Consider the following 14,178-nt stretch of genomic DNA (forward strand, 5'->3'; position numbering starts at 1 on the left):
TTGGCCAGCATGATTGTACACCACACAAAAAAACAGGATAGGGCGTGATTTTATGAAGAAGGTTCGTAAAGCTATCATTCCCGCGGCGGGGCTAGGCACACGCTTTTTGCCAGCAACCAAAGCTATGCCGAAAGAAATGCTGCCGATCGTAGACAAACCAACGATCCAATATATCGTTGAAGAAGCTATCGCTTCGGGTATTGAAGACATTATTATCGTAACCGGTAAAGGGAAACGCGCAATTGAAGATCATTTTGACAATGCTTTTGAATTAGAAGCGACTCTTTTAGAAAAAGGCAAACTGGATTTGCTGGACGAAGTTCAGAAGTCTTCCAAAGTCGATATACATTATATTCGGCAGAAAGAGCCAAAAGGATTAGGGCATGCTGTCTGGTGTGCACGTAATTTTATTGGAGACGAACCATTTGCAGTGTTATTGGGTGACGATATCGTCCAATCTGATACACCTTGCACGCGTCAATTGATTGAACAATACGAGCTAACTGAGAAATCGGTAATCGGTGTACAAACGGTTGCTGAAGATCAGACTCATCGATATGGAATTATTGATCCGTCGGAACAATTTGGTCGACTGCATCAAGTTCGCCAATTTGTAGAAAAACCGCCAGCAGGTCAAGCACCATCCAATCTAGCGATTATGGGACGTTATGTACTTACACCGGAAATCTTTGAGTTCCTCGGGGAGCAAGAAGTAGGTGCAGGTGGAGAAATTCAACTGACAGACGCGATCCAACGCTTGAATGAATTGCAACAAGTATTCGCTTATGATTTCCAGGGTACACGTTATGATGTAGGTGAAAAATTAGGTTTTATTCAAACAACAATTGAATTTGCTTTACGAAACGAAGACCTGAAAGCACCTTTATTGCGTTCTCTTAAAGAAACATTGGAAAGAGAGTTACTGCAAGAAGAGTTGCTCGTGGTAAGAGGTGATAGCTAATGACTCCAAGACAAGGGAGTGAAGCGGAAGCCTGGGCGAACTATAGCGAATTTTATGCAAGACATGTAGGGAAAACGTCAGCTAGATTACGTTTTTATGTAATTATGAAACGCATGTTGGATATCTTTTGCTCATTGCTCGGTCTGATTGTATTGTCACCGCTCTTCATTGTACTTGGCATTTTGATCAAACTTGAGGACTCTAAAGGGAAAGTGTTTTTCTATCAGACACGGATCGGTAAAGATGAACAGCCATTTAGGATGTACAAATTCAGATCTATGGTCTCTGATGCTGAAGAGCGGCTCAAAGAACTATTAGAAAAGAATGAAATTCAAGGTGCGATGTTCAAAATGAAAGACGATCCACGTATTACTCGTATCGGTCGCTTTATCCGTAAAACGAGTATCGATGAACTTCCACAATTGTGGAATGTACTTCGCGGTGATATGAGTCTGGTTGGACCACGTCCTCCATTGCCAAGAGAAGTCGAAGAATATACCAAACGTGACAAATTGCGTCTAAGTGTTATACCGGGATGTACCGGATTATGGCAGGTAAGTGGACGTAACGAATTAAGCTTTGAAGAAATGGTTGATCTAGACCTGAAATATATTGAGAAAAGAGGAATCCTGTTCGACATATATATCCTTTTCAAAACAGTTAGAGTCCTTTTCGGTTCTAAAGACGCGTTTTGAGAATAACATCATAAGATAAGGACGAGGTGACACATTAATGAATAAAGATGCCAAAATCTATGTGGCTGGTCATAAAGGATTAGTTGGATCTGCAATCCTACGAGCTCTAGAAAAAGAAGGATATAACAACTTAATCTACCGTAGTAGTTCTGAATTGGATTTGCGTAAACTAGACGATGTGTATCGCTTTTTTGAACAAGAAAAGATTGATTATGTATTCCTAGCCGCAGCAAAAGTAGGCGGTATTGCGGCTAACAACGATTTCCCTGCTGATTTTATTCGTGACAATTTATTGATTCAGACGAATGTTATCGATGCAGCTCACTTTAACGGAGTGAAAAAACTGTTGTTCTTAGGATCAACTTGTATCTATCCGAAGTTCGCTCCACAACCGCTAAAAGAAGAATATTTGCTTACAGGCGAGTTGGAACCAACCAATGAACCTTATGCTATTGCTAAAATCGCAGGTATCAAAATGTGTGAATCTTACAACCGTCAATACGGTTCACGATTTATCTCAGCAATGCCTACGAATATGTATGGCCCCAATGATAACTTTGATCTTAAATCGTCTCATGTATTGCCAGCATTGGTACGCAAAATTCATGAAGCGAAAGAAAACAATAGCCCAACCGTTGAAATTTGGGGTACAGGAACACCAAAACGTGAATTTTTACATGCCGATGATCTTGCAGATGCGTGCTTGTTCTTAATGGACAACTACGAAGATAACCAAATCGTGAATGTCGGTGTTGGTGAAGATATCGCAATCAAAGACCTGGCGCTTATGATCAAAAACATTGTTGGATATGAAGGCGACTTGGTATTTAACTCAAGCGTGCCAGATGGTACACCACGTAAATTGGTAGATACAACTAAAATCAATGCACTAGGCTGGAAAGCAAGTATTCCTTTAGAAGAAGGTATCCGCGCTGTCTATGCTGATTTCCGTAATAGCGTTGCTGTTAATCAATAAATTAAACTCATACTTTTCAAATATATTTTTAAAACAAATAAAAACATACTGTGGAGGGAATTAACTATGAAAAGAGCACTAATTACTGGAGTAACAGGACAAGATGGATCGTACTTGGCGGAATTGCTTTTAGAAAAAGGATATCAAGTATTCGGACTTCGTCGTAGAACAAGTACACCGAACTATGAGAATGTCGCTCATATCCAAGACAAAATCGAATGGATCTCTGGTGATTTGACAGATTTGGCTTCATTGATCGAAGCGGTACGTATTTCTAACCCTGATGAAGTATACAACCTGGCAGCACAATCATTCGTAGCGGCTTCTTGGCCACAACCGATTGCAACAGGTCAATTAACAGCACTAGCAGTAACAAATATGCTAGAGGCAGTACGTATCGCGAAGCCAGATGCTCGTTTCTATCAAGCATCCAGTAGTGAAATGTTCGGTAAAGTACAAGCTATTCCACAAGTAGAAACAACACCTTTCTATCCGCGTAGCCCTTACGGCGTCGCTAAATTATATGGACACTGGATCACAGTTAACTATCGTGAAAGCTTCAATATGTTCGCTTGCTCCGGTATCTTGTTCAATCACGAATCACCACGTCGTGGTCTTGAATTCGTAACTCGTAAAGTTACTGACGGTGTAGCACAGATCAAATTGGGTCTAGCAACAGAGCTTCGTCTGGGTAACTTGGATTCTCAACGTGACTGGGGATTTGCAGGTGACTATGTAAAAGCAATGTGGTTAATGCTTCAACAAGATACACCGGACGATTTCGTTATCTCTACAGGTGAAATGCATACGGTTGAAGAGCTAGTACAAGTTGCTTTTGATCATGTAGGTCTGAACTGGAGAGACTATGTAGTCATCGATGAGAAATTTGTTCGTCCAGCAGAAGTAGACTTGTTGCTAGGTGATTGCACCAAAGCGAAAAAAGAATTGGGCTGGGAATTGGAAGTTGGTTTCAAACAATTGGTAGCTAATATGGTGGATGCCGATCTTAAACGTCATGCTGGAAGACCAGTAGAAGTACCTGTATATTAATCGATTCCTTCTACACCATTAGGAAAAGATCAGTTAAGGGGTAACTTACTGCCGCGGACTTTTGCAAAATGATGAAGTGAGATGATAACCACATGGCTAACCCGATCGCCAAAATGCGAAAGAAATTTTCGATGACGCCAGAGAAACGCAAAATCTTTTTCAATACCAACTGGCAGATCATGGACAAGTTCGGACGACTTGCGATCAACATGATCACCAGTATCTGGATAGCGCGTTATCTGGGTCCCGAGCAATTTGGGCAATATAATTTCGCGATTGCTTTTGTAACGATTATTGGTGCAGTTGTTCCGTTAGGACTTGCTAATATTATCGTCAAAGAACTGGTGCAAGATCCTGATAACAAAACCGAAATTCTCGGAACAGTTTCTTTATTAAGACTGTTCAGTGGATTGATTGCTTTTGCAATCACTGTTGTCGCTGCTTTTACTATACCCGGACAAGATCCAGTAGTGCAGTGGAGTATGGTCATCATTGCCGCTAACCTTCTGTTTCAACCGCTGGATGTGATTTCCCAGTGGTTTGATTCAGTCGTGGAAGCCAAATATGCTGTCTATGCCAAAGGTGCGGCGTTTGCTTTAACAACCATTATGAAAGTATTGCTTGTAGTTATGCACGCACCTTTGATCTGGTTCGCTGTTTCTTATGCACTGGAGTTAATTCTTGGATTTCTTTTCCTATTATTCACACAGGGAAACAAAATTCAGTTCACCAAATGGTCATTTAACTGGCCGCTTGGTAAACGATTGATGAATAGCTCCTGGCCTTTGATCGTAGCCGGAATATCCACGATTATCTATCTCAAAATCGATCAGGTTATGCTCAATTACATGATCAACGAGACAGCAGTCGGGGTATACGCGGTTGCCGCTAGACTTTCAGAAGTATGGTACGTCATACCAACTGTAGTCGCGGCATCCTACTTTCCGAGTATGATCAAAAATAAGCAACTCGGCCCTGATATTTACAAAGCTGAACTACAAAAGCTGTATAACATGCTGTTCTGGTTCGCACTTGCTATCTGTATTGTTGTAACCTTTATGGCTAAACCGGTAATCTCGATCTTGTATGGTCAAGAATATACAGGCGCTATCAGTATTCTAGTGATTCACGTCTGGGCGTGTTTGTTCGTCTTTATGAGAGCAGCGTTGAACAAATGGATCATTAGCGAAGGATTGTATCGCTTTGAACTGATCAGTCAGGTGATGGGTGCTGTTGCCAAAGTCGGAATTAACTTAATTCTGATCCCACTATTCGGTGGAGTCGGCGCAGCAATGGGAACAGTTGTAGCATTTATCGTATCCAGTTACGCCTTTACTTTCTTATTCAAAGAAACCCGCGTATCCGGCATTATGATGTCCAAAACACTTATCTCTCCATTCACTGCCATCTTCAACAAACTCAGACCAGGCAAAAAGCGTGAAGTCACAACCAATAACTAATCTCTACATCAACAAGGTTTGTATAGTATCCAGGCCGATATTATATCTTTCTTACAAATCATTTTGAAATGAACTGTTCAAGTATCAGATAAGCGTCGGAACGAAGGGTACAAAATCATTCTGAAAGAGCGAAGCGTTCGCCTTTGTTATCGAGTCCTTACCGCAAAGCGGTGAATGAAAAGGAGTCGATAACAACAAGCGACGACAAGAACGATTTTGTTCACGAAGTGTAGTAGCTTTTCTGAGCAACTTGAGCGCTTCATATTTCAAAGCATTTTAATCACAGACATAAGGAGGTAAGAGCTGATGAAAAAAGTACTATATGTCCATCATTCAGGATTCATGGGCGGAGCACCGAAAAGTCTGACTTATCTCATTAGTCATCTCGATAAGACAAAGTTTGATGGTCATGTACTGACAATTCGCAACGGCCCGGCTGTTAAATTGCTGGAATCCGGTGGATTACCGGTGGAAGTCGCTAAAGGCATGTTTCCTTTTCATGGATCAACCGTATCCGGCATGAGACCGAAACTGTTTATTCGTAATCTGATTGGAGCACTACCTACGTATTTTCAAGCTAAAAAATATATCCGTAAATACCAACCGGATATCGTTCACTTGAACAGCACATGTCTGTTCCAGGTTGCCAAAGCAGTTAAAAAAGTATCTCCTGATACCAAAGTGGTCTGCCATGTACGCGAACCGCTATTGAACTCATTCGCAGGAAATATTTTAAAACGAATGAATCACAAATACGTGGATGGTTATATCTCTATCGATCAGTTCGATTCCGAGACCGTCGACAGCAATGGGAAAGAATTAGAAGTCGTATACAACTTCGTGGACTTTGGAACCTACAATCCAGATGTAAACGGGGCTCCTGTTCGCAGGGAACTCGGTATAGACGATGACGATATCGTCTTTTTGTACATTGGTCGTGTAGTTACAGGGAATGGAGTATTGGATCTGGTGAAGTCATTTAACAAAATCAGCAAAGGTCATCCGAACTTCAAGTTGATCGTTGGTGGATTTTACTTTAATAAAAATAATGCGTACGAAGACAAAGTTATGGCAGAAGCTAAAGGAAATGATCAGATCATTACACTGGCTTTCCGTGACGATGTACCGCAGTTAATTGCCGCAAGTAATGTGATGATGTGCCCGTTTGTAGAACCTCACTTTTCACGCAGTATCATTGAAGCAGCCTCAATGAAGAAACCAGCGATTGCTACCAATATTGGTGGGCCGAATGAACTGATTCTTCATAACAAAACAGGATTCCTGTTCGAGGATGGTAATCATCAAGCGATGGAAGATTATATGGTTAAAATCGGTACAGACAAAGCATTATACGAGAAGCTTTCTCAAAATGCGTTAGCTTTTGCAGAAGAGAACTTCGATGCGCGCAAAAACACCAAGCGGACATTTGATTTCTATAACCGATTCTTCGTTAGAGAAACCGTATGATCACAAGCTTTATACGCTTCAAACGCAAAGTAGCGAAAAAGTGTTCTACCGTCTTCACCCGGAGAATGCTAAAAGAACAGCAGATCACATTTGGCAACAACTTGATTGCTGTAGGTATGCCGATTGTGGATCGAGAAAAGGGAAGCTCGATTCAAATAGGGCATAACGCTATTTTGTGCTCATCCGATTATAGTAACCCGATCGGACTCAATCATCGTACAGTGATTCGTACCCTTGCAGAAGGGGCAGTGATTGAAATTGGCGACGATGTAGGCATTAGCGGAGCAAGTATCTGCGCAGTATCTCGCGTCAGTATTGGTAATCAAGTGATGCTAGGTGTCAATGTACAGATCAGTGATACCGATTTTCATCCGATTAAGCCGGAGAATCGTCGATTTAACAAAAATCCACTGGATGTAGGCAAAGCCGATACAGTCATTGAAGATAATGTATGGGTTGGTGCCAATGCGACTGTACTTAAAGGAGTAACGATCGGTCGCAATAGTGTGATTGGAGCAGGCAGTATTGTCGCTAGCTCTATTCCACCAAATTGTATCGCTGCTGGAGTACCGGCTAAAGTTATCAAGCACTTGGAAGGAGTGGAATAATATGCTGAATGCACAGAGTTTGTCGCCAAAAATAGATATTACCGTCAAAAATAAGCTACTTATCTTTATTACGATGGTACTTATTGTGATTACGTCGGGTTCTGTTTTATTCGGCAAATTATATTATTCCCTCTTTATTATGATTCTGTTCGCAACAGCGGTAGTGTTTTACTTTCCCAAGCGAATAGAACCCAAGCACTTTTTAACCTTGATGGTGATCTTATCGTTTATCTTATTCAATATGTTACTGTATCGCGATAATGTGGGCGGTTATGGTGGATTGATTCTCAAGATTCTAGCGATTTTTATGATTATTAATCGGCTAGATATGAAGCAAGCTGGTAAAAGTTATCAGTGGATTATCGTTGCACTGGCGTTACTGAGTTTACCTTTTTACGGTTTGGGTGTAGTTAGCCCTGAATTTGTAAGATCTACTTTCCCAACAGTGAATGTGTGGAACGGTGTTTATCGAATCACACCATTTTATGTATATGGGAACTGGAATATGTCACGAAATCAGGGGATCTTCTGGGAACCTGGTGCTTTTCAAGTCTTTCTGAATTTGGGCATTTTCCTGATGCTGTTCACCAACCGGAAGCTGCCCAAATGGAAATTGATTCTCGTTACCGGTACATTACTTACAACGATGTCCACTTCTGGATATATGATCTGCGGATTGATCTACTTCGCTTATCTGATCCGTAGCGGTAAACGCAAGCAGATGACGCAATTAATTATTCCGTTATTGCTGTTAATTCCGCTGATTTATTTTGAAAGTCAAAGTGGTGTTATTGCAGATAAGTTTCAGGATGGCAATCAATCGTTTGATCGCCGATCACTGGATACTACATCGAATCTGGAGCTCATGATTGAGAAACCGCTTGTCGGTTGGGGCTTCCAGAACAATAGCGTACTGATGGAACGGTATGGAATAGGTGATTCTTCAAATTCATTACTGACCTTTGGTTATCAATTTGGCTTACCGTTACTCCTGATGATGTTGATCTATTATTATTCAAGATTACAACGAGCAATCGGCAGTGTGTTCCAAAGCATATTAATCTTTATTGCACTTATGATCGTCTTTTCCACTGAAAATATGATCTTTCAGCCATTGTTCGTCATGTTAATGTTTTTCGATGTAAAAGCTTCAGAACAAAAATTAAAGAGTGGTGAACAACTCCATGGAAACGAAGTCAATCGCTTACGTAGCCCCTTACGTGGACGAGCAATTGCACCAGAAAAGGGGATATAGCTCAAAACATACGGCAGGCAATAAAAAAATTGACTGTATCTTGCATGCGTTGGAGGAAGGAGATAACCAGATTACGGTAATCTCTCCATTGCTACTCAAAAAGAATACATTTCGTTTTTTCAGCGCAGATCGTTATTCGATTGGACATCGAAGTGAAGTCATTTATCCGGCAACCGTAGATGCAAAGTTTATCAGTCTGTTTTTGACACTGTTTACGACATTTTTTCAACTGGTTCGTTGGAATCGGGCGCATAAAGGAGAATCGCGTGCTGTGATCTTCTACAATTATCGTCTAGAAACAGCGTTACCAGCGATGTTGTTCAAAATGCTATATCGTGTGCCACTTATTGTTGAGTATGAAGATGGGATCTATGCGGTAACCGAAACGAATAAGTACTACAAAAAGCTAACCGTCATGGTAGAAAAATTTGCCAACAAATTGTTAGATGGTGCTGTACTTGTTACCTCTGTACTCAAAAAAAGAATTCGCACCGACAACTATACAGTGGTTCGCGGAGGTACTGTTCATCCTGCGAAGCTCAAGCCTGTGCAGGAAGTGAATCTAGGTAAGGCTGATCGACCATTCCGTATGGTGTACTCTGGACGACTCGATTACGACCGCGGTATTGAAATTCTGCTTGAAGCGCTCCCCCATGTGAACACTGAGCGCATGATTCAATTAGATATTACAGGCTATGGTCCGTTAGAAGAAAAAGTAAAACAGTTTATCGCTAGCCAATCTAATGCACGCATTAATATCACATTCCACGGTTTTTTGGATGATAACGATTATGCGGCATTGATGGAACAAGCGGATTTATTTGTAAATACACAACGTGAAAAGATTCTGTTCAGTGAATGTTCGTTCCCTTCCAAAGTGGTCGAATATATCAAATACGGCAAGTTGGTTCTCACTTCCGGTGTATCTGATATTAATCTGATTAACCAGAATATGTTCGTCACGTATGGCAATGATAGTGCACAAGAATTAGCAGCAGCGATCAATGAAATCTTGCGTCATCCAGCACAGTACAGTCTATATCCAGCTCGTGCGATGCAATGGTTGATCAGCGATTGTTCGCATAAAGTCGTTGCTGGCAAATTGGATAAAGTATTGAATCGCGCAATTAGCGGTGGTACCCAAGAGAAAGTCGTCTATTCGGAATCCACTTCAATGAAATAAGCGGGAAGGAGGGATGAAGATGGTAAATATTAGACTGGATCAATATTCACAAGAAGAGTATTCACGCGGAAGATCAGGGCTATATTGTCTACTCTGGTGGTTTGTACAAGGAACCTTATTCCGCTTCTCCCTGCATAACATGTATAACTGGAGAAGATTTTTGCTCAACAGCTTTGGAGCGAAGCTTGGACTTGGTGTTCATGTTCGTCCATCTGCTAAATTTACGTATCCGTGGAAAGTCACAATCGGTGAATATTCATGGATCGGCGATAATGTTGAATTTTACAGTCTGGATGAGATTGTGATCGGTAGCCATTGTGTCATTTCCCAGAATTCCTATCTGTGTACAGGCAGTCACAAATTAAATGATCCAACGTTCGGATTGATCACCAAGCCGATTAATGTAAAAGATGGCGCATGGGTAGCAAGCGACGTATTTGTCTATCCAGGCGTAACGATTCATGAATTAGGTGTTGCAGGAGCACGTAGTACGATTTTTAAAGACATTCCAGCGAATGAAGTGCATATCGGTTTTCCGGCTGCATTTCACAAGTATCGTTTCCCGGAAGAAGTCACTAAGGAAAATCCAGTAGCTTCGATTGCTCAAGTGCACCGTATCAAGTAAATCAAATGAGTCCTATAGACAAAAGAGGGATGAGTGTGAAACCAAAAATAGTTTTTGTCATTAACTACTTTTATCCCGACTATGCATCAACGGGACAATTATTAACCGAGTTATGTCTGTACTTACAACATGACTTTGATATTACAGTGATTGCTGAATGTCCTCCAGGGTATGGAGGCGAAGCTGCACCGAAAGGACGTTATATCACCGATCACCTTGAAAATATTAAAGTGATTCGGATTCGTCTTCCTGAGGTCGATAAGCAAAGTAAATTCAGCCGGATCAAGTATATTTCGACCTACTTCTTCTATGCGACTTACTTGCTATTGAAGCAAAAAAATACCGACTTTATCTACACGATCTCTACACCACCGGTATTAGGCGGGTTGATCGGTACGATTGGTAAATTATTCAAACGTTCCAAACATATCTACAATATTCAAGATTTCAACCCTGAGCAAGCAGAAGCTGTAGGATACACCAAGCGTCAATGGATCTTCAATGTAGCTCGATCAATCGATAATATCAACTGCTCAATGGCAGATCATATTATTACCGTTGGTAAAGATATGCAGGAGACATTGGTTAACCGCTTTGGTGGACGTAAACATATCGAAAATACAGTCATCAACAACTGGACGAATGAAGAAGAAATCGTTCCGTTGGACAAAAATCACCCGCGAGTTGCGAAGTTTATCGCCGATCATGGCTGGCAAGACAAATTCGTTGTGATGTATTCCGGTAATCTGGGTCTGTATTACGATCTGGAAAATCTAATGACGATTATACCGGGTCTGAAAGATTGCAAAAATCTGGTCTTTGCTTTTATCGGAGAAGGTGCGGTAAAGAAAAAGATGCAGGAGTATGCAGCACAACATGGACTCGAACAATCCGGTCAAGTGTGTTTTCTCCCTTTCCAACCGAAAGAGGATTTAAAATATTCGCTTAATGCTGCTGATGTTCATCTGGTCGTGAATCAGAAAGGCATCAAAGGGGTCTCCGTTCCAAGTAAAATCTACGGCGTTATGGCGGCTGGTAAAGCAGTACTTGGTGTTCTTGAATCAGGTAGCGAAGCACATCGCCTTATTGTCGAAGGAGCTTGTGGACTTGTAGCAGAACCTCAAAATTATGAGGATATTGCGATTCAACTTCGTCGTCTGTACGAGATGGATGCTGAAGAAATTCAAGCGATCGGTCAAAATGGACGGGACTATTTAGAAAAATATTTACGCCGCGATGTATCGCTGGAAAAATATCGTCAGCTATTGTTATCCATGGCGACACAGTCTCCGTCAACAACTATGGTTTCTGAATCAAGATAAATATAGTCGGAACGACCAACCATCCGTAACATACTAAAAAAGAAATGGGAGGGATTGGAGTGAAACTTATCCTTTTATCTGGAGGTTCAGGTAAGCGTTTGTGGCCTCTGTCTAACGATGCAAGATCAAAACAATTTTTGAGAGTACTGGAAAATGAACAAGGTGAACTGGTATCTATGGTTCAGCGTGTATGGAATCAATTGGATGCTTGTGGATTAAGCGAATCTAGCCTTATCGCAACTGGTCAATCTCAAGTCGAGATTATGCGGAGTCAAGTAGGTGCTGATGTACCCCTTATTATTGAGCCAGAACGAAGAGATACGTTTCCTGCTATCGCACTTGCAGCAACTTATCTATATTCTATGGAAGGTGTCAGCTTGGACGAAGTGATTACGATTTTGCCAGTTGATCCTTATGTAGACAATATGTTTTTTGACACTGTAAAAAGTATGGAAATGGCATTACAAGAATCCGATGCAGATATTGCACTAATCGGTGTAGAGCCAACTTATCCTTCTTCCAAATATGGTTATATTATTCCGTCAGGCGAAACCACAGAAACCGGTCTACGCAAAGTAAGCCGTTTCCAGGAAAAACCGACAGAAGAATATGCAGAACAACTAATCGCGGAGAACGCATTGTGGAACTGTGGTGTATTTGCTTTCAAACTAGGCTATCTGATCAGCTTACTTGAAGAAAAAGGATTGCCTATCCAATACGAGCAATTCCTTAAACAATATGATCGTTTACCAAAAATTAGTTTTGACTATGAAGTTGTTGAGCAAGCGAATAACATTATTGCTCTTCCATATACCGGCTACTGGAAAGACTTGGGTACATGGAATACATTGACCGAGGAAATGAGCAGCGTACAAATTGGACGCGGTATTATCAGCGAAGATTGTGAGAATACGCATCTAGTCAACGAAACGAACGTACCTGTTACGATTTTGGGTATGAAAGATGTTGTTGTTGCTGTCAGCCCGGACGGTATTCTGGTATCGGATAAAGCATCCAGTCCACGTTTGAAAGAATTAGTGAATTTTGATCAAGGTCCTATGTATGAAGAGCGTCAATGGGGCTGGGTCGTTGTACTGGATGATCAGAAGTATGAAGACGGACGTTGCGTGTTAACGAAGCGTATCGGTCTACAAGAAGGTAAGAACCTCAGCTACCAGTCACATACTGATCGTGAAGAAGTATGGACAGTCGTTAAAGGTGAAGGTGAATTTGTTCTAAACGGTAACATGATGCGGGTAAGAGCAGGGAACGTACTGCATATTCCAGTCAAAGCACTTCATAGTATCCGGGCAGTGAAGGATCTAGAAGTGATCGTTGTCCAAACGGGCTTTAATGCGCAGAACGATCAAATTGTGGAGCTATTCCATTCATGGGAAGAGATCGAACAAAACTGCATGAAGATTTAATCACTATTTGTTATTACATTTCAGATTATGGATATGGACATGCGACTCGAAGTATCGCTATTATCCGCAAGCTACTCGAGCGATATCAAGATACACCTATCCGCTTAATCGTGAATTGTGGCAAAGCTTTACCGTTTTTGATGGATTCGTTACAGCTAGAAAAAATGTCATCAATGTATCAAGATCACCATATCGAATATAGAAGCATATTCTCGGATACGGGTTATGTGTTACACAACGATTCGATTGCAGCAGATATACAAAGCCTGAGACAGCAATATAACCTCGATATGTCGTTGTTTGCAGAAAGAGTTATGCAAGAACAGCAATTTTTAGAAAAGGTGCAAGCACAACTGGTCATTAGTGATATTTCACCGATTCCATTTGTTGCCGCGCAACGTGCAGGTGTAGAGTCGTTAGGTATTTCCAACTTTACCTGGTACACCGCTTATCAAGACATGTTGGAAAAGTCAGATCTGAATCAATTACGCGAAGCATACGCGCAGATGGATCATTTTATCAGTCTAGCCGGTTGTGCCGAACCACAGTGGGGACGCAAATGCCGGATAGATACAGGATTCTTTTGCAGACAGCCTGATCTTCAGGAAGTCGAGCGTATTCGTACAGAATTAGATCCGACCGGACAACGCAAAATTATCTTTTTTGGCTTAGGTCGTAGTATACAGCTAGATCACTGGTCAACGATGGAACTGTGGGATAGTGAAGAGTGCGTATTTATCGTATCGTCCAATATGGATATTGACCATCCTAATGTCGTACAGATTCCTGATCAATATACCGAATCACAGAATTATGTAGCTGCCGCCAATCTGGTAATCACTAAGCCAGGATGGGGCACCGTCTGTGAAGCGATCGAGTTAGCAAAGCCACTCATTTTGCTTAATCGCAGTCACTTTTATGAAGATCGTCATACGATTGCAGCTGTTCCTGTCGATCATCCGTTGTACTTGATGTCATGGGAAGAAATTCAGCAACTTACATTTTCGGCTGAGGATGGGATCGATAAGCTTGAGCATGTGCCACCAAGCAAAGTGTCAAGCACTGATCATCATATATTCAGCTCAACTCTGATAGAGATTACCGATTATATTCAGAACCTTTTACATCATGTAAAAGTAGTCTGAACTT

General features: G+C 41.3%; 13 protein-coding genes. All 13 read left to right on the forward strand.

Going from position 1 to position 14,178, the window contains the following annotated elements; genetic code table 11:
* The first annotated feature begins 52 nt into the window (after positions 1-52).
* Positions 53-961 carry a UTP--glucose-1-phosphate uridylyltransferase GalU gene (galU, locus tag ACFSGI_RS00995; RefSeq protein WP_069329505.1) on the forward strand — a complete coding sequence of 303 codons (909 nt, stop codon included), beginning with the start codon at positions 53-55 and terminating at the stop codon, positions 959-961.
* A complete protein-coding gene (locus ACFSGI_RS01000) occupies positions 961-1,656 on the forward strand; it encodes a sugar transferase (protein WP_204826523.1) in 696 nt (231 codons plus the stop codon). The genes galU and ACFSGI_RS01000 overlap by 1 nt, the downstream gene beginning before the upstream one ends.
* A 37-nt stretch (positions 1,657-1,693) precedes the next feature.
* Entirely contained in the window at positions 1,694-2,632 is a 939-nt protein-coding gene (locus ACFSGI_RS01005) for a GDP-L-fucose synthase family protein (RefSeq protein WP_204826524.1), read from the forward strand.
* Positions 2,633-2,698: 66 nt separating this feature from the next.
* The gene (gene gmd / locus ACFSGI_RS01010) at positions 2,699-3,682 is read left to right on the forward strand and encodes a GDP-mannose 4,6-dehydratase (RefSeq protein ID WP_204826525.1); all 984 of its coding nucleotides are present in this window, start codon (positions 2,699-2,701) and stop codon (positions 3,680-3,682) included.
* A 92-nt stretch (positions 3,683-3,774) separates the two neighbouring features.
* Positions 3,775-5,142 carry a flippase gene (locus ACFSGI_RS01015; RefSeq protein ID WP_204826526.1) on the forward strand — a complete coding sequence of 456 codons (1,368 nt, stop codon included), beginning with the start codon at positions 3,775-3,777 and terminating at the stop codon, positions 5,140-5,142.
* A 306-nt stretch (positions 5,143-5,448) separates the two neighbouring features.
* On the forward strand, positions 5,449-6,609 hold the full coding sequence (locus ACFSGI_RS01020) for a glycosyltransferase family 4 protein (protein ID WP_204826527.1): 1,161 nt from the start codon (positions 5,449-5,451) through the stop codon (positions 6,607-6,609).
* Positions 6,610-6,674: 65 nt separating this feature from the next.
* Positions 6,675-7,217, forward strand: coding sequence for a DapH/DapD/GlmU-related protein (locus ACFSGI_RS01025; protein WP_204826528.1), 543 nt, complete (start codon positions 6,675-6,677; stop codon positions 7,215-7,217).
* A gap of 1 nt (position 7,218) precedes the next feature.
* A complete protein-coding gene (locus tag ACFSGI_RS01030) occupies positions 7,219-8,472 on the forward strand; it encodes a hypothetical protein (RefSeq protein ID WP_204826529.1) in 1,254 nt (417 codons plus the stop codon).
* Positions 8,473-8,512: 40 nt separating this feature from the next.
* Entirely contained in the window at positions 8,513-9,655 is a 1,143-nt protein-coding gene (locus tag ACFSGI_RS01035) for a glycosyltransferase (protein WP_379282196.1), read from the forward strand.
* Between the two features lie 19 nt (positions 9,656-9,674).
* Positions 9,675-10,280 (forward strand): WcaF family extracellular polysaccharide biosynthesis acetyltransferase, encoded by a 606-nt coding sequence (locus tag ACFSGI_RS01040; protein WP_204826531.1) that lies wholly within the window; start codon positions 9,675-9,677, stop codon positions 10,278-10,280.
* Positions 10,281-10,315: 35 nt separating this feature from the next.
* Entirely contained in the window at positions 10,316-11,602 is a 1,287-nt protein-coding gene (locus ACFSGI_RS01045; RefSeq protein ID WP_204826532.1) for a glycosyltransferase family 4 protein, read from the forward strand.
* Between the two features lie 59 nt (positions 11,603-11,661).
* Positions 11,662-13,029, forward strand: a complete 1,368-nt coding sequence (locus ACFSGI_RS01050; protein WP_204826533.1) for a sugar phosphate nucleotidyltransferase — start codon at positions 11,662-11,664, stop codon at positions 13,027-13,029.
* Complete coding sequence (locus ACFSGI_RS01055) at positions 12,993-14,174, forward strand: glycosyltransferase family protein (RefSeq protein WP_204826534.1); 1,182 nt, start codon at positions 12,993-12,995, stop codon at positions 14,172-14,174. Before ACFSGI_RS01050 ends, ACFSGI_RS01055 begins: the two co-directional genes overlap by 37 nt.
* Positions 14,175-14,178 lie beyond the last annotated feature (4 nt).

The sequence above is a fragment of the Paenibacillus nicotianae genome, from assembly GCF_042681745.1.
GTDB lineage: Bacteria > Bacillota > Bacilli > Paenibacillales > Paenibacillaceae > Saccharibacillus > Saccharibacillus nicotianae.

Coding starts and splice junctions, on each gene's coding strand:
- ACFSGI_RS01025 (WP_204826528.1), top strand. CDS start 6,675: ATGCTAAAAGAACAGCAGATCACATTTGGCAACAACTTGATTGCTGTA.
- ACFSGI_RS01055 (WP_204826534.1), top strand. CDS start 12,993: ATGGGAAGAGATCGAACAAAACTGCATGAAGATTTAATCACTATTTGT.
- ACFSGI_RS01000 (WP_204826523.1), top strand. CDS start 961: ATGACTCCAAGACAAGGGAGTGAAGCGGAAGCCTGGGCGAACTATAGC.
- ACFSGI_RS01015 (WP_204826526.1), top strand. CDS start 3,775: ATGGCTAACCCGATCGCCAAAATGCGAAAGAAATTTTCGATGACGCCA.
- ACFSGI_RS01020 (WP_204826527.1), top strand. CDS start 5,449: ATGAAAAAAGTACTATATGTCCATCATTCAGGATTCATGGGCGGAGCA.
- ACFSGI_RS01005 (WP_204826524.1), top strand. CDS start 1,694: ATGAATAAAGATGCCAAAATCTATGTGGCTGGTCATAAAGGATTAGTT.
- galU (WP_069329505.1), top strand. CDS start 53: ATGAAGAAGGTTCGTAAAGCTATCATTCCCGCGGCGGGGCTAGGCACA.
- ACFSGI_RS01030 (WP_204826529.1), top strand. CDS start 7,219: ATGCTGAATGCACAGAGTTTGTCGCCAAAAATAGATATTACCGTCAAA.
- ACFSGI_RS01040 (WP_204826531.1), top strand. CDS start 9,675: ATGGTAAATATTAGACTGGATCAATATTCACAAGAAGAGTATTCACGC.
- gmd (WP_204826525.1), top strand. CDS start 2,699: ATGAAAAGAGCACTAATTACTGGAGTAACAGGACAAGATGGATCGTAC.